The sequence below is a fragment of the Nonomuraea sp. NPDC050022 genome (genome assembly GCF_044460705.1).
Lineage (GTDB): Bacteria > Actinomycetota > Actinomycetes > Streptosporangiales > Streptosporangiaceae > Nonomuraea.
This window is the reverse complement of sequence record NZ_JBITKE010000005.1, coordinates 13,018-28,164: the sequence shown is the minus strand read 5'-3', so window position 1 is coordinate 28,164 and position 15,147 is coordinate 13,018. Positions and strand designations below refer to the sequence as shown.

The window sequence follows — 15,147 nt, the reverse complement described above, 5'->3', positions numbered from 1 at the left end:
TTAGAGGGTGCAGAGAGATGTAAGCGCCTCGAAAGAACTCGGCGAATTACGCGGCGACCTGCTGGACGCGGCCGTGCGCGTTCTGCGCGAGCAAGGGGCGCCGCATCTGACGCTCCGCCGTGTGGCCGAGGAAGCGCGGACGTCCACGATGGGCATCTACACATGTTTCGGCGGACGGGCGGGGCTGCTTGAGGCGATCTATCGGTACGGGTTCGACGTGCTGCAGGAGGTGCTGCTGCGCTCGCTCGACGGTCAAGCGGAGCCGTTCGAGCGGATCATGGCGGTGGCCTACGGATACCGGGAGTTCGCGCTGGCCGATCCGGCGCTCTACGCGTTGATGTTCGAGCGGCCGCTGCCTGACTTCGACCCCTCGCCGGAGCTGCGGCAGGACGCCCTTGGGCGGACATTCAGCCTGCTCACCGAGACCATGGCGGGTTCAGAAGAGCCCACCCGGATGGCATACCTGGTGTGGACCACGATCCATGGCCTCGTCAGCATCGAGCTCACCTGCTCGCTGCGTAGTCCGCTGCCCGGTTGGTTTCTGGACTCGCGTGAGGAGGGCGCGCGTGTGCTGGCCGACGGGGTGAGCGCTCTGCTCAGAGGCATGCGCCAACCGGGAGGGGACCGACCCGCTGCTCGGTAGGCCCTGATCGGGCCGCTGTTCGACCGGTCATGATCGGGCCGCTGTTCAACCGGTCGTGATCGGGCCGCTGTTCGAAAAGCCGTACGGCTCCCCGGCCCGTGATGCAGAGGTCGTGACCGGCCGCCTGCCGGTGGGGGGTCTATCCCTCCAAGCCGCCGCTGTCCTTCACGCGGTCGACGAAGCAGCGCATGTGGTCGCGTAGCAAGGCGGCGGCCTCAGTGGCGGAGCCGGACTGGGCAGCCTGGAGGATTTGGCGGTGTTCCTCGGCCTCTCGCTCCCACGTCGGCACCCCGCCCCAAGCCGCCGCCGAGATCCGCTCGATCAGCCCGCCCAAGTGGGAGTAAGCCTTCGACGCGCACGCCCGGATCTTCGAGCCGCGCCAGGCGATCCAACTCCGGAACGCGCTGGCCCCGTACGACCCGCTGTGGTTCGAGGAGCCCATCCGGCCGGAGCACATCCCCGCCCGGGGGCATTTGCGGGCCCAGCTCGACGTGCCCCTGGCTACCGGCGTGTCCCTGTTCCTGCCGCAGGACTTCCTCGCTCTACTGGCGGCGGGCGGGGCCGACATCGTCCAGCCGGACATCTGCGTGGTCGGCGGCCTCGCGCAGATACGCGGGATCGCCGCGATCACCGAGGCCCACTTCGTGACCGTGGCCCGCACAACCCGATGGGCCCGCTGGCGACGGCGGTGAACGTGCACTTCGCCGCCTCGCATCATGGGCTGAAGATGCTGGAGTACAAGCCCTGCGAGACGACCTGGTGCCCGGATCCGTACCTGCCCGTGGACGGTTATCTGGAGCTACGCCCGGATCGGCCCGGCTGGGGGAGAGAGATCGACGAGGCCGCGCTGAAAGCGGACGACTACGTCCACTGGGAGCGCCTCCTGCCCATCCGCCCCGACGGCTCGACTGGTTACCTGTGGCTGCCTGCTTGCCATCGTGTACGGCGAGCGGCCACATTCGGGCTCAGCCAACCATCGAGCGGCCACATCCGGGCTCAGCTGACCGGCAGGGCCTCGTCGTCGGGGTCGTCGGCGAAGCCTGGGACCCAGCGGATCACTTCGTCTCGAAAGCGGGCCGTGGTGCCCAGTTGGCAGAGGACGCCGACGCCCGCCGCGTGCACCCGGTGGATGAGCACGTAGGAGACCGGCAGGTTGAGCTGGCGGACCACGTTGGTGGGGCGGAAGTCGGTGACACTGGCCGCCTGGGCCTGGAACCATTCGCGGCTGAAGGTGAACTCCTCGACCGCCGTCGGCTCGACGTAGGGGGAGAGGAACGAACGCAGGGCGTCGCCGTCCACCTCGATCTCAGGGCGGATGAAGCCCTCGGCGCGCAGGCCCGCGACCACGCTGTCCATGTCGCCCTGGTTGAAGATGCGGGTCAGCTGGCCGAAGGACCTGGGATAGCCGTCGGGCAGGCGGTTGACGGCGCCGAAGTCGAGGACACCCAGCTTGCCGTTGTCGAGTATGCGGAAGTTACCGGGGTGCGGGTCGGCGTGCAGCATGCCGACCCGGGCCGGGGAGCAGAACAGGAAGCGGACGAAGAGCAGCCCCGCGTGGTCGCGCTGCTCCTTGGTGCCGTCGGCGATGATCTGGGACAGGGGAGTGCCGTCCATCCACTCCGTGACCAGCACCATCTCATTGGCGGCGACCACGTCGGGAACGTGGAAGTCGGGGTCGTCCATGAAGCCGAGGGCGAAGGCGTGCTGGGCCTCGGCCTCGCGCAGGTAGTCGAGCTCCTCGGCGATGCGCTCGCGCAGCTCGGCCAGCACCGCTTTGATGTCGAGGCCGGGCATCAGCACACCGAAGAGCTTGCCGAGCCGCGACAGCTGGGCGAAGTCGCCGAGCAGGGCCTTGCCCGCACCCGGATACTGGATCTTCACCGCCACGTCGCGGCCGTCATGCCAGACCGCCCGGTGCACCTGGCCGATCGAGGCGGCGGCGGTCGGCCGGTCGTCGAACGAGTCGAAATAGTCGCGCCAATCGTCACCGAGCTGCTCGGTGAGCACTTTGTGGACCGTGGCCACGGGCAACGGCGGAGCCGATTCCTGCAGCTTGGTGAGCGTGGCGCGATAGGGCCCGACGATCTCCTGAGGCAGGGCCGCCTCGAAGATGGACAGTGCCTGCCCGACCTTCATCGCCCCGCCCTTGAGCTCGCCGAGGACCTTGAAGATCTGTTCGGCGGTGCGCTGCTGGATCTCCTGGGCGACGATCTCGGCCGGCTTGCCGCCGATCCGTTTGCCCAGCCCCAGAGCGGCGCGGCCGGCGTAGCCGAGTGGAAGAGTGGCCAGCTTGGCGGAACGCGTTACGGCGCGGCGCGGCAGATCGCTCACACTGAAGCGCGGCATCGTGGCTGAGACACCGCTTCCCCCCTTCGAGGTTCCCCGTACTGCGTCAGCCCATCGCTTGCGACTGACATGACCATTCTGGGCGATACGGATGGTTTCGCATACAACGACATTGCGGATGCTGGGTCCATGACCTGGTTTTCCACTGCCAATCAGGCATGACGTCCAATGTGCCGTTGGTCACAACAGGGTCGCGACCGTCGATGTAAGCGAGCGCGTGGCCCGTCGCGGCGGCCGCCACCAGCGTGGCCAGGGTCGCGTCGCAGGCGATCTCGCCCGGTGGGTAGCCGCCCAGTCGCGCGGTGACGATGGGCCACGCCGGGTCGGCGTCGCGGCGCGCCAGATCGAGGCAGTGCAGGCAGGCGGTCTCGCCGGGGAGGACGAGCGGTCCCACGGAGCCGTGGCCCTCGAAGGCGGACACTAGCAGGTGGGGGATGGACAGGACGGTCAAGTCGTTGACCAGTACGCCGTCCAGCGGGGTGACCGGGGCCAGGATCACCAGGTCGGGACGGTCGGAGCCATCACCCAGGTGAGGTCCACCGGCCCGCGCGTCGGTCGACGGCATCGAGGGCGTGCCGGGAAGCGCGGCGCCGTCCGGCATCCGGGACGCCGTACGGGAACGCGACGCCTGTCCTGGAGCGGCCGGGCCTTGGGAGGCTCGCTCTGGACTGGCCGGGCCTCGGGCGGCCGGGCCCGCAGCCGCACGGTTTCGGGGCGCCGGGCCTTGGGACGCCGGTCCCGGTGCGGTCGTGCCTCGGGCGGCCGCGCCTCGGGCAGTTGGGCCTGGAGTCATCGGGCGTGGAGCAGCCGGACCCGCCAGTGTCGAGGCCGGCGGCAGTGGGCCGCCGGAGGTGAGGCGGCGGGCGAGCGCCACCGCCCCGTCCTGGCGGCTCATGCCCAGCTCCGACCACGTCAGCCCACCCGGCGTGAGGTCGCACGGCCGGGTCGGCCCTTCGTCGAAGACGCGGATCGCCCCTATCCCGCACGCCGCCAGCAATCCCACCACCTGCGCCCCCACCCGCCCGGCCCCGTAGACGCGCACCCGCGCCCGCCGTCGCCGAGTGAACGAGCCACCGCCCAGGTCGAGGGCATCCAGGTCAGGAGCCAGGCGATCACGCTCCCCGAGAGATAGGCGAATGGGTGGGAGCGCCGCGTCCTCCAGCACACCCTGCGCGGCGAGCCGATCCAGCACCGCCCGGCAGTCCGCCTCGGCCAGACCGGCGGCGGCCCCGTCACGCAGCACCTGGCCCAGGTCGCGGGTGCCGTCGAGCCCGGACACCCACCGGTGGACCGAACCCGTCACCAGGACGGCCCGCAGGGGATGCGCCCCCAGCTGCAAGGTCTGCTCGTCGCGGACGATCCGCCGGAGGGCGGGCTTCACACGTGGCCTCATGGCGGGCAAGACTGCCACCCCGAACCAAGATCCCGAGCGACTTACAAGCCGCCTGTGGATAACTCTCCGTCATCAGGGTCTCGCGGGCCTAATGGTTGAGTCCGTCTGTGGATAACTCTCGCCGCCACCAAGGCCCCGAGCGTCGAACAGTCGCACCCCCTGTGGACAACTCCCCGCCGTTACGCTCAGCCCATGAACGCCACGAACCCCACAACCCCCACGAACGAACTCCTGGTGGATCGCCGAGACGACGGAACCGTCCTGATCACCCTCAACCGCCCCGACAGGCGCAACGCCATGACGGACGGCATGACCGACGAGTGGCGCGAGACCATGGCCGCCCTGGCCGTCGACCCCGGCGTCCGCTGCGTGATCGTCACGGGGGCCGGCACCGCGTTCTCCTCCGGCGGTGATCTGTCCTGGCTGGGCGAACGGGGGGTGGAGACGGTGCCGAAGCTGCGTGACCGGATGCTCGCCTTCTACCGCACCTGGCTGGCCATCACCGAGCTGGAGGTGCCGACCATCGCCGCCGTCAACGGCCCGGCGGTGGGGGCGGGTCTGTGCGTGGCGCTGGCCTGCGATCTCGTGTACGCCGCCGACGACGCCAAGCTGCTGGCCCCGTTCACGAAGCTCGGTCTGCATCCCGGGATGGCGGCCACGTACCTGCTGCCGAGGAGGGCGGGCGCCTTCGGCAGGGAGATGCTGCTGACCGGCCGCACGGTCATGGGACCGGAAGCCGCCGCTAAAGGTCTTATAAATCAATCTTTCCCGAAAAATGACCTTATGTCGGAAGTAGAGGCCATCGCCCAGACCATCGCGCAGAACGCCCCGATTGCCACAAGACTCACCAAGGTCGCCCTGAACCAGGACCATCAACACCTGGACGCCGCTCTGCGCTGGGAGTCTCTCGCCCAGCCGGTGACCATGGCATCTGCCGACATGATCGAGGGACTGGCCGCGCATCGGGAAAGGCGCATGCCCAAATTCACCGGGTCTTAATCATCTGACCAGCAGAAACAACCTCTCCCCCTCTGTGGAATTTCGCCAGTCTCGGCTAACGTGCATATGTGCCCCCCGAGACAGTCGAGGTCCGTCGCAGTTCTCGTCGCCGGCGTACGGTCTCCGCCTACCGCGACGGCGACAAGACGATCGTGCTCCTGCCCGCCTGGCTGAGCGGCGAAGACGCTGATGAATGGGTGAGCCGGATGCTCGATCGGCTTGCGGCCAAGGAGAACCGGCGAAGACCGACCGACGAGGCACTCCTGGAGCGGGCCAAAGAGCTGTCGGCGAAGTATCTCCACGGCAGGGCCATGCCGGCCAGCGTGCGCTGGGTGGACAATCAGCAGCATCGATGGGGATCATGCACCCCGGAGAACGGCACGATCCGGATCTCGACCCGCCTCAAGGGTCTACCTGAGTGGGTCATCAACTACGTGATCATCCACGAGCTCGTACATCTGCTCGTCCCCAGTCACGGCGCCAGGTTCTGGGCGCTGGTCGAACAATATCCCAAGGCGGAGCGGGCGCGCGGGTTCCTCGAAGGATTCTCCGCCGCCGCCAACACGGCACCGGAGGAGTGTTGACGCGCATAGCCGCGGTCCTCGTACGGCAGAGCATGGCGCAGGCCGCCCCCGAGGGCATGGATCCGGACGAGTTCCTGGAGGCCATGGCCGAGGACACATACGAGATGGTCGCCGGACTCCAACTCGTCACCCCCGTCCTGGTCACCAGCGTCCCGGGGCTCGACGCGATCGTCTGGCCCGGCACCGAAGTGCTCACGATCGACGAGGACGAACCGCTCAAGGCCATCATGAGTCGGTTCGACGGTGATCAGGCGGTGGTGATCGGCGCCGACGCGCCCGACCTGCCGCCCCTGCTGGTCGGCAAGCTCTTCCGCGAGCTCGGCCGCGCCCAGATCACGCTCTGTCCGGCCGAGGACGGCGGGGCCGTGGCGCTGGCCTGCGGCCTGCCCATGCCCGAATGGGCCGACCCCGACCTCGACGACCCCGACCCGGTGACGACCCTGCGCGCCCAGGCGCCCGGCCGCCGCATGGTGGCCACCGGCCCTGGCTGGCACCGCCTGCGCACCCCCGAGGACCTCACCCGGCTCGACCCCGGCCTGGAGGGCTGGGACAACCTAAGAGCCCTGCTCAAGGCACGCTGAGCTCCGCGAACACCGCCCGATGGTCGGTGCGCGGCACGGTGTGCACGCTGACCTCCTTCACGCCCACGCGCTGGTCCACCAGCACATGGTCGATCGTGATGATCGGCGGCACCCGCTTGTTGGCCGGCCAGGTGGGGATCAGCCCCGCCCCGACCTGGGCGGCGGCGTCCTTGTAGCCGCGGGACAGCAGCCGGCGCATGGGCGTGTGATCGAGCGTGGCGTTGAAGTCGCCCGCCAGGACGCGCACGGTGTCACCCGAAGCCGCGGGGAGCCCGTCCAGCGCCTCGATCCACTGCGTCACCTGGGGGCCGAGCGGCGGAAAGGGATGGACGTCCACGAACTCCACCGGCTTGCCGCCGGGCAGCGAGACCATCGCCGCGGGCATGTTGTGCCCGACCGGCGGCACCAGGTTGTAGATCGGCTTGAGCGGATGCTTGGAGTAGAGCCCACTGCCGCTCGCGGACCATTCCTCCTGCAGCACCCGGTAGGGCATCAACCCGGACAGCCCGGCCGTGTCGAGCGCCTCGACGCCGTCGGGCGTGAGCTCCTGGGTGCTCAGCACGTCAGGCTCGTAGCGGCGCACCAGGTCGAGGATCGTCTGCGGGTCGGCCCTGCCGAACAGCATGTTGATGGTGAGCACCCGGAACGGCCGGCCCACTGTGGTGTCGGCCGTACCCAGGGCCCTTGGCAGGACGGCGAAGCCGAAAGCGGTCGTGGTGAGCAGCGCCACGGCGGTCGCGGCGCGCTTGCGGCTGAGCGCGGCGATCAGCAGCGGGACGAGCGAGCCCGCGGCGGCGTACGGCGTGGCGGTCATGAGCTGGGTGGCCAGCGAGCCGCGTTCGAGCCCCGCCACTCTGGTCAGTGCCCAGGCCGCGAACGGCGTCAGAGCCAGCCAGGTCAGCGTGGTGCCGGTGAACTTACGCCGTTTGCGGGCGGGTGTAACGATCGTGCCGCCGACTGAGCTCTCGGTGTGCACATAACCCCCTCGGAACGGTACGGCCCACGCGGACTCTAACCAAGCGCGCGTGAGTCCGCCGTCAGCGCCACGCGGCCACGTGCGGCCAACCGCCGCGTCGCCTCGTCGGAGAGCTCCGGGATCTCCTCGATCGGGAACCAGCGCAGGTCAAGAGACTCCTCGCTGATCACCGCCTCGGCGCCCGCCGGGGCCACGGCCGCGTACTCCACGTCGAGATGCCAGCTGTGCGGGGGATGGCACCAGACCTGGTGTTTGTCGAGGGCCAGCGGCCCGGGCAACAGCTCCAGACCGGGAATGCCCGACTCCTCCACCGCCTCGCGCAACGCGACGCCCGCGAGGGAGGTGTCGGAGATCTCACAATGTCCGCCCATCGGCAGCCACATACCGGCCTTCGGGTGCAGCGTCAGCAGCACCCGCGCGCCGTCGTGCGACAGCACCGCGGTCGTCGCCGTGAGATGGCCCGGCACGCACTCGCGCAGCATCGCGTCGTCATGCGTGCGCAGGTGATCGAGGAACTCGGCGCGCAGCGACTCCTCGCCGGGCGTCGGCGCGGTCCAGTCGGAGAGCGCGGCCACCGCGTCCTGGCGCAGGCTCAACTCTGGTCGTCCTCGTCAGGCTTGGCCTCCAGCTTGGAGATGTCCCAGGCGGCTTCGCCGCGGACGAACGCCTCGGGGTCGTCGAGGTCTTCGGCGTGCGGCAGCAGGTCGGGGTGACCCCACAGCGCGTCACGCCCGTCGACGCCGCGCGCCTCCTTCAACGCCCGCCACAGCGCCGCCGCCTCGCGCAACCGCCGGGGCCGCAGCTCCAGCCCGACGAGCGTGCCGAAGGTCAGCTCGGCGGGACCGCCTGTCGCGCGGCGCCGGCGTACGGTCTCGGCCAGGGCGACGGCGGAGGGCAGCTTGCCCTCCGCGGCGTCGTCGACCACGGTCGCCACCCAGCCCTCGACCAGGGCGAGCATCGTCTCCAGGCGGGCCAGCGCGGCCTTCTGGCGCTCGGTCTCCTCGGGCTTGAGCAGCGCGCCGCCGCTCAACGCCTCCTGGATGGCCTCGGGGTTGTTGATGTCGAGCCCGCGGATCTGCTCTTCGAGCGCCGAGGTGTCGACCGTTATGCCCCTGGCGTATTCCTCGACGGCGCCGAGCAGGTTGGCCCGCAGCCACGGCACGTGCTGGAACAACCGGTGGTGCGCGGCCTCGCGCAGCGCCAGATAGAGCCGGATCTCGTCGGCGGGATTGTCGAGGCCCTGGCTGAAGGACGCGACGCCGCCGGGCAGCAGCGCGGCCGTGTCGGACAGCGGCAGGCCGATGTCGGTGGTGCCGATCACCTCGCGGGCGAGCGAGCCGAGGGCCTGGCCGATCTGCTGGCCGACCATCATGCCGCCCATCTGCTTGAGCATGCCCATCAGCGGCCCGGCCATCTGCTGGGCCTCCGCGGGCAGGCCCGCGCCACCGAGCGCACCGCCCATGGTCTCGACCATGCGCGCGGCGATCGGCTCGCAGAGCGTGCGCCACACGGGGACGGTGTTCTCGATCCACTCGGACCGGCTCCACGCCTGCGGGTTGGACACGCCGCTGGGCAGCGTCGTCGCCTCGTTGAGCCACAGATCGGCCAGGCGCAGCGCCTCCACGATCTGGCGGCGCTCGCCTTCCATGACGCTCGGATCGCTCTCGGCGACCACGGCGTGGCGGGCGATGTTCTTGGCCATGTCCCAGTTGACAGGGCCGGAGCCCTGGGGCGCCGACAGCATGTCGGCGAACTGGCGCATCGCCTGAGCCATCTGCTCAGGGTTGCCGAACATGGCGAACGGGTTCTCGTTGGGGTCGTTTTCGCGACCTGGCAGGTCAGTCACCGCTCTACCTCGTGCAGGATGGAGGAGTCCACATCCGCCACGTTAGTCGTCCTACGGCGGATCAGTGCAAAGTGAGGACCTGGTGCCTACCTCGAAACGCCCGCGCCACCCCGTCGTCGCCGTCACCGGGGCCGCCTCGGGCATCGGCCGCGAGCTGCTAGCAAAGCTCGTATCCTCCGCGGATTTCCGCAGGGTGGTGGCCATTGACGAGGAACGCGGTGACGTCCAGGAAGCCACGTGGAGAGTGATCGACGTACGAGATCCGCTCTTGGCGAACCGCATCTCCGACATCGACGTCCTGGTCCACCTGGCCGGTGACTACGCAGTCGACTCCGATCCCGCCGAGCGGCGCGCGTACAATCTGCGAGCTGCGCAAACGGTGCTCACCGCCAGCGCCGCCGCGCGCGTCCGGCGCGTCGTGCTGGTCACGAGCGCGATGGTGTACGGCGCCGCGCCCGAGAACGACGTGCCCCTGCCCGAGGAGTCCCCGGTCGCGGCCGAACCCGACACGGGGGTCGTGGGCGACTATCTGGAGATCGAGGCGCTCGTACGCAGATCGTCACGGAGCCACCCCGGCCTGGAGGTGACCGTGCTGAGGCCCGCGGCCGTGGTCGGCCCCGGCATCGACACGGTCATCACCCGCCATTTCGAGTCGCCGAGGCTGCTCACCGTCAAGGGTTGCTCGCCGCGCTGGCAGTTCTGCCACGTCGACGACCTGATCACGGCGCTGGAGCTGGCCGCGCGCGGCGTGGTGACGGGCGTGGCCGCCGTCGGCTCCGACGGCTGGCTGGAGCAGGAGCAGGTCGAGGAGCTGTCCGGATTGCGGCGCTTCGAGCTGCCGGCCGGCCTCACCTTCGGGACGGCGCAGCGCCTGCACCGGCTGGGCATCACCCCGGCGCCCGCGACGGACCTGCACTACGTCGTCTATCCGTGGGTCGTCGACTGCACGGCGCTGCGCGAGGCCGGGTGGAAGCCCGCCTGGACCAACGAGACCGTGTTCGAGCAGCTCCTGGAGCTGCGCGAGAACAGGACGACCGTGGTCGGCAGGCGGCTGCCGGTCAAGGAGGCCACGCTCACCGCCGCGGGTGCCACGGTGGCGGTCATCGGCACCGCCGCCATCGTCCGTCAGGTGCGCAAGAAGCGCCGCCTGTGACTATGTAGGCTCTGTTCGTGGACGTCATCCGGTTGCTCGGGATTCGCGAGACCTCGCTCTCGGTGGACGAGGTGCTGGCCGCTGTGGGGGACCACGCGGCAGGGGGCACCACACTCTTCGTCGGCACCGTGCGCGAGCAGGACCACGGCAAGCCCGTGACCGGGCTCTCCTACTCGGCGCACCCCTCGGCCCTCGACTCGCTGCGGCAGGTGGCGGAGAAGGTGGCCGCCGACTTCCCGGTCACCGCCCTGGCCGCCGTGCACCGGGTCGGCGATCTGAAGCTCGGCGACATCGCCGTGATCGTCGCGGTCGCGTGCCCGCACCGGGGCGAGGCTTTCGAGGCGTCGCGCAGGCTGATCGACGACCTCAAGTCCCAGGTACCGATCTGGAAACACCAAATCTTCGCCGACGGGTCGGCCGAGTGGGTCGGCGCCTGCCAATAAGCTCGTCTTCATGTCGCGACGCGCCTTGACCCTGCTGGTTGCGGGTTTCCTCGTGCTAGCGCTCGGTGTCGCAGGGGCTTTCCTGCCCGTGCCGTACGTCGTACTGAGTCCTGGGCCGACCGAGAACACCATCGGCGAGGTCGACAAGAAGCCCGTGATCACGATCAGCGGGCATCAGACCTTCCCCACAAAGGGCGCGCTGCGCCTGGTCACGGTGGCTTACCAGGGTGGGCCGAGCAGCAGGATCGATCTGCTGACCGCGTTGCGCGGCTGGGTGGATCCGACCGTCGCGGTCGTCCCCGAGGAGACCATCTTCCCCAAGTCCCGCTCGCCCAAGGAGGTCGAGGAGGAGAACACGGTCGAGATGACCAACTCCCAGGACTTCGCCACCGCGGCCGCGCTGACCGAGCTCAAGATCCCCTTCGGCATGAAGGTCTCGGTCGCGTCCACGCAGAAGGGCAAGCCGGCCGACGGCAAGCTGAAGCAGGGCGACGAGATCAGCGAGGTCGACGGCAAGCCGGTAGTGAACGTCAAGACCGTCAGCGACGCCGTGAAGGCGCACAAGCCGGGCGACGCCGTGGCTTTCACCGTCACGAGGGGCAAGGACAAGAGCCAGGTCAGCGTGCCCACCGTGGCGGACAAGGATGGCCAGGCCGTCGTGGGCGTGATCATGCAGGAGAGCTACAAGTTCCCGTTCAAGGTCGACATCAACGTGGGTGACGTCGGCGGGCCGAGCGCGGGGCTGATGTTCTCGCTCGGCATCCTCGACAAGCTGACCCCCGGCGAGATCACCGGCGGCAAGGACATCGCCGGCACCGGCACCATCCAGGCGTCGGGCGAGGTCGGACCCATCGGCGGCATCGCCCAGAAGATGGTCGGCGCCCGCAAGTCCGGCGCGACCGTGTTCCTCACCCCGCCGGACAACTGCGCCGAGGCCATGAAGGCCGTCCCCGACGGCCTCCGCCTGGTGAAGGCCGAGACATTGCACGCCGCGGTGGGCGCGCTTGAGGCGCTGCGCACCGGCAAGGGCGATGTGCCCGCTTGCGCTGCTGGATGAAACTTCTGGCGAATGCCATCCGTTAGCCGTACGGCTGGCACAGCGGTGTAGGTTGCCAGACACGGACCGTTTGTTCATCACGACGAGGGGTTGGCCTTGAGCTTCCGGACCCCAGGAGCCGGCGGCAGGGCAATGCGTTTGCCCCGCCGACCGCGACTGCTTCTTCCAGTTGCGATCGCGCTCGTGGCGATTGTGGCGCTATTTTTCCTATTTTCCGGTATTTATACCGATTATTTGTGGTTCGACACGGTCGACCCTGGAGTCGACTACACCTCGGTCTTCTCCGGCGTGCTGCTGACCGAGATCGTGCTGTTCCTGGTCGGAGCGGTGCTCATGGTCGGCATCGCCGGCGGCAACATGCTGCTGGCCTTCCGGATGCGGCCGATGTTCGGCCCGGCCATGTTCGGTGGCGGCAGTGGCGCCGACCGCTATCGGATGGCGCTCGACCCCCACCGCAAGCTGATCTTCATCGTCGGCATGGGCCTGCTCGCGCTCTTCGCGGGCTCGTCGTTCGCCGGGGAATGGACGACCTGGCTGCAGTTCATCAACGGGGTGCCCTTCGGCACGAAGGATCCCCTGTTCGGGATGGACGTGTCGTTCTTCATGTTCGACTATCCGTTCATCCGGATGATCCTCAACTTCCTGTTCACCGCCGTGATCATCTCGATCATCCTGGCGGGGATCACGCACTACCTCTACGGCGGCTTCCGGCTGCAGTCACCCGGCGTGCACGCCTCCCGCGCGGCGCGTGCCCACCTGTCGGTGCTGCTCGGTGTGTTCGTGCTGCTCAAGGCCGTCGCCTACTGGATCGACCGCTTCGGGCTCGTCTTCTCCGACCGCGGCTTCGTCCACGGCGCCTCCTACACCGACGTCAACGCGGTGCTCCCGGCCAAGACCATCCTGGCCATCATCGCGCTGATCTGCGCCGCTCTGTTCTTCGCTGGAGTCATACGCCCCGGTGGCATGCTGCCCGGCGTCTCCTTCGGCCTGCTCGTGCTCTCGGCCATCCTGATCGGCGGCGTCTACCCGGCGCTGGTCGAGCAGTTCCAGGTCAAGCCCAACCAGCAGCTCAAGGAGTCGGCTTTCATCCAGCGCAACATCGACGCCACGCGGGCGTCGTACAACGTCGACAAGACGGAGATCCTGCCCTACACGGCGGAGGCCGACCCGACCAAGGTCCAGACCGGCGGCGACGCCTCTGTGTCCGGCGTCCGGCTGCTCGACCCCGCGCTGGTCTCGGCGACGTATGAGCAGACCCAGCGCATCCGCGGTTTCTACGGCTTCTCCGCCCAGCTCGACGTCGACCGCTATCCCGATGCCAGCGGCAAGCAGGTCGACCACGTCGTCGGCGTACGCGAGCTGCTCGGGGCACCCGAGGGCCAGAACAACTGGATCAACAACGCCCTCGTCTACACCCACGGCTACGGCATCGTGGCGGCGCCCGGCAACGAGGTCGACTCCGGCGGCCTGCCCGACTACGACGCCAAGGACATGCCGGTCGTCGGCCCGCTGGTCAACACGACCAAGCTGAAGGAGCCGAGGGTCTACTTCGGTGAGAGCCCGGCGTCCAACGAATACGTCATCGCCGGCGGTAACCCGAACAACCCGCAGGAGCTCGACTACCCGGAAACGGGCGGCACCGAGCAGAAGAACACCACCTACACCGGCAAGAGCGGTGTCCCGGTCGGCTCGTTCCTCAACCGGCTGGTCTACGCGGCCAAGTACGGCGAGAAGAACATCCTGCTCTCGGGTGACGTCAACGACAACTCCAAGATCCTTTACGTGCGCAACCCGCGCGAACGGGTCCAGAAGGTCGCGCCATTCCTGACCCTCGACGGCAACCCCTACCCGTCGATCGTCGACGGTCGGATCACCTGGATCATCGACGGTTACACGACCTCCAACGAATACCCCTACGCGCAGAGCGAGAGCCTGGGCGACATGACCCGCGACCGCAACACCGACCGCCGCGTGGTCGCCCAGCAGCCGCAGGACAAGGTCAACTACATCCGCAACTCGGTCAAGGCCACCGTCGACGCCTACGACGGCACGGTCACGCTGTACGCCTGGGACGACAAGGACCCGGTGCTCAAGACCTGGAGCAAGGCCTTCCCCGGCATCATCCAGCCGGAATCGAAGATGAGCGCCGACCTCAAGGCCCACGTCCGCTACCCGGAAGACCTCTTCAAGGTGCAGCGCTACACCCTGTCGCGCTACCACATCACCAACCCCGCCGCCTTCTACAGCGGCCAGGACTTCTGGAACATCCCGAGTGACCCGTCACAGGGCGACACGAACACCAAGCAGCCGCCCTACTACGTGACGACCACGATGCCCGACCAGAATCCGGCGCCGACGTTCTCGCTGACGACGACGTTCGTCCCGAAATCGGGGCCCAACCTGGCGGCCTTCATGGCGGTCGACTCGGTGGCCGGCCCTGACTACGGCAAGTTGCGCATCCTGCGAATGCCATCCAATACCCCCATTCCGGGCCCCGGACAGGCACAGAACGCCTTCCAGAGCCGATTCGCCGGCGAACTCAACCTGTTGGGCGTGGGTGCCTCGTCGGTCAGATACGGAAATCTGCTGACTCTGCCCTATGCCGGGGGATTGGTGTACATCGAGCCGGTGTACATCCAGGTCGCCGCCGGTGGGGGGCAGGAGCCGTATCCGATCCTGCAGCGCGTACTGGTGTCGTTCGGCAGCAAGATCGGTGTCGCCCGCACCCTCGAGGACGCGCTGAAACAGGTGTTCGGCGGAGAGCAGCAGCAGACTACGCCCAACAACGAGCAGGCCAAACCCAACCAGAACACCACTGCTCTGAAGTCGGCGATCGACAGCGCGCAGAGCGCCTACAACGACGCCCAGAAGGCCCTGCAGTCAAGCCCGCCCAACTGGGACGAGTACGGCAAGGCCCAGAAGCGGCTGCAAGACGCGCTGAAGGCGTTGGAGGGGCTGGGCGCTCTGCCGTCCACCGCCACCACCCCGACGCCGTCACCTACGGCTTCCCCGTCGGCGTCACCCACGGTGTCACCGTCGACCTCCGCCACCCCGACGCCCACCGCAACCCCCACGCCGACAGGCGGTACGTAGCCTCTTCGATTTGCGTCCACCCCGTGCCGCCTA

14 protein-coding genes and 1 pseudogene are annotated in these 15,147 nt (G+C 68.6%); 9 read left to right on the top strand and 6 right to left on the bottom strand.

Features of this window, described 5'->3' with window-relative positions:
- The first annotated feature begins 7 nt into the window (after nt 1-7).
- Nucleotides 8-643 carry a TetR/AcrR family transcriptional regulator gene (locus ACIBO2_RS21585; RefSeq protein WP_397298626.1) on the top strand — a complete coding sequence of 212 codons (636 nt, stop codon included), beginning with the start codon at nt 8-10 and terminating at the stop codon, nt 641-643.
- 139 nt (nt 644-782) lie between these two features.
- Here ACIBO2_RS21585 and ACIBO2_RS21580 read toward each other — a convergent pair whose 3' ends face one another.
- Nucleotides 783-1,085 carry an FCD domain-containing protein gene (locus ACIBO2_RS21580; protein WP_397298624.1) on the bottom strand — a complete coding sequence of 101 codons (303 nt, stop codon included), beginning with the start codon at nt 1,083-1,085 and terminating at the stop codon, nt 783-785.
- On the opposite strand from ACIBO2_RS21580, the pseudogene ACIBO2_RS21575 reads away from it, so the two are divergent.
- A pseudogene (locus ACIBO2_RS21575) lies at nt 1,009-1,427 on the top strand (enolase C-terminal domain-like protein); the annotation flags it as partial. The gene ACIBO2_RS21580 and the pseudogene ACIBO2_RS21575 overlap by 77 nt on opposite strands.
- Nucleotides 1,428-1,639: 212 nt before the next feature.
- Here the strand turns inward: ACIBO2_RS21575 and ACIBO2_RS21570 are convergent.
- Both ACIBO2_RS21570 and ACIBO2_RS21565 read right to left on the bottom strand, forming a co-directional pair.
- A complete protein-coding gene (locus tag ACIBO2_RS21570; RefSeq protein WP_358551519.1) occupies nt 1,640-2,974 on the bottom strand; it encodes an AarF/UbiB family protein in 1,335 nt (444 codons plus the stop codon).
- Nucleotides 2,975-3,035: 61 nt separating this feature from the next.
- The gene (locus ACIBO2_RS21565; protein WP_358551517.1) at nt 3,036-4,382 is read right to left on the bottom strand and encodes a thiamine biosynthesis protein ThiF; all 1,347 of its coding nucleotides are present in this window, start codon (nt 4,380-4,382) and stop codon (nt 3,036-3,038) included.
- A 192-nt stretch (nt 4,383-4,574) separates the two neighbouring features.
- Here ACIBO2_RS21565 and ACIBO2_RS21560 point away from each other — a divergent pair, with 192 nt between their 5' ends.
- From ACIBO2_RS21560 to ACIBO2_RS21550, 3 genes are all read left to right on the top strand, one after another.
- Complete coding sequence (locus tag ACIBO2_RS21560; RefSeq protein ID WP_358551515.1) at nt 4,575-5,381, top strand: enoyl-CoA hydratase-related protein; 807 nt, start codon at nt 4,575-4,577, stop codon at nt 5,379-5,381.
- A 68-nt stretch (nt 5,382-5,449) separates the two neighbouring features.
- Nucleotides 5,450-5,965 carry a M48 family metallopeptidase gene (locus tag ACIBO2_RS21555; RefSeq protein WP_397298621.1) on the top strand — a complete coding sequence of 172 codons (516 nt, stop codon included), beginning with the start codon at nt 5,450-5,452 and terminating at the stop codon, nt 5,963-5,965.
- A complete protein-coding gene (locus ACIBO2_RS21550; RefSeq protein ID WP_358551511.1) occupies nt 5,962-6,546 on the top strand; it encodes a DUF2064 domain-containing protein in 585 nt (194 codons plus the stop codon). The genes ACIBO2_RS21555 and ACIBO2_RS21550 overlap by 4 nt, the downstream gene beginning before the upstream one ends.
- On the opposite strand, the gene ACIBO2_RS21545 is transcribed toward ACIBO2_RS21550, so the two are convergent.
- Genes ACIBO2_RS21545 through ACIBO2_RS21535 form a run of 3 tightly spaced genes read right to left on the bottom strand, consistent with a single transcriptional unit; the run spans nt 6,533 to nt 9,368 of the window.
- Complete coding sequence (locus ACIBO2_RS21545) at nt 6,533-7,522, bottom strand: endonuclease/exonuclease/phosphatase family protein (protein ID WP_397298619.1); 990 nt, start codon at nt 7,520-7,522, stop codon at nt 6,533-6,535. The two genes, ACIBO2_RS21550 and ACIBO2_RS21545, sit on opposite strands and share 14 nt — an antisense overlap.
- Nucleotides 7,523-7,557: 35 nt before the next feature.
- Nucleotides 7,558-8,118: an NUDIX domain-containing protein gene (locus ACIBO2_RS21540; RefSeq protein ID WP_358551507.1), complete on the bottom strand. Its 561-nt coding sequence runs from the start codon at nt 8,116-8,118 to the stop codon at nt 7,558-7,560.
- A complete protein-coding gene (locus tag ACIBO2_RS21535; protein WP_358551506.1) occupies nt 8,115-9,368 on the bottom strand; it encodes a zinc-dependent metalloprotease in 1,254 nt (417 codons plus the stop codon). Before ACIBO2_RS21535 ends, ACIBO2_RS21540 begins: the two co-directional genes overlap by 4 nt.
- Before the next feature lie 79 nt (nt 9,369-9,447).
- Between ACIBO2_RS21535 and ACIBO2_RS21530 the strand changes: the two genes are divergently transcribed.
- The 4 genes from ACIBO2_RS21530 to ACIBO2_RS21515 all read left to right on the top strand — a co-directional run bounded on the left by ACIBO2_RS21530 (nt 9,448) and on the right by ACIBO2_RS21515 (nt 15,114).
- A complete protein-coding gene (locus ACIBO2_RS21530; protein WP_357944621.1) occupies nt 9,448-10,521 on the top strand; it encodes an NAD-dependent epimerase/dehydratase family protein in 1,074 nt (357 codons plus the stop codon).
- Nucleotides 10,522-10,538: 17 nt separating this feature from the next.
- The gene (locus ACIBO2_RS21525; RefSeq protein WP_358551504.1) at nt 10,539-10,964 is read left to right on the top strand and encodes a molybdenum cofactor biosynthesis protein MoaE; all 426 of its coding nucleotides are present in this window, start codon (nt 10,539-10,541) and stop codon (nt 10,962-10,964) included.
- Between the two features lie 10 nt (nt 10,965-10,974).
- The gene (locus ACIBO2_RS21520) at nt 10,975-12,021 is read left to right on the top strand and encodes a PDZ domain-containing protein (RefSeq protein WP_358551502.1); all 1,047 of its coding nucleotides are present in this window, start codon (nt 10,975-10,977) and stop codon (nt 12,019-12,021) included.
- Between the two features lie 132 nt (nt 12,022-12,153).
- Entirely contained in the window at nt 12,154-15,114 is a 2,961-nt protein-coding gene (locus tag ACIBO2_RS21515; protein WP_358551500.1) for a UPF0182 family protein, read from the top strand.
- Nucleotides 15,115-15,147: the final 33 nt, after the last annotated feature.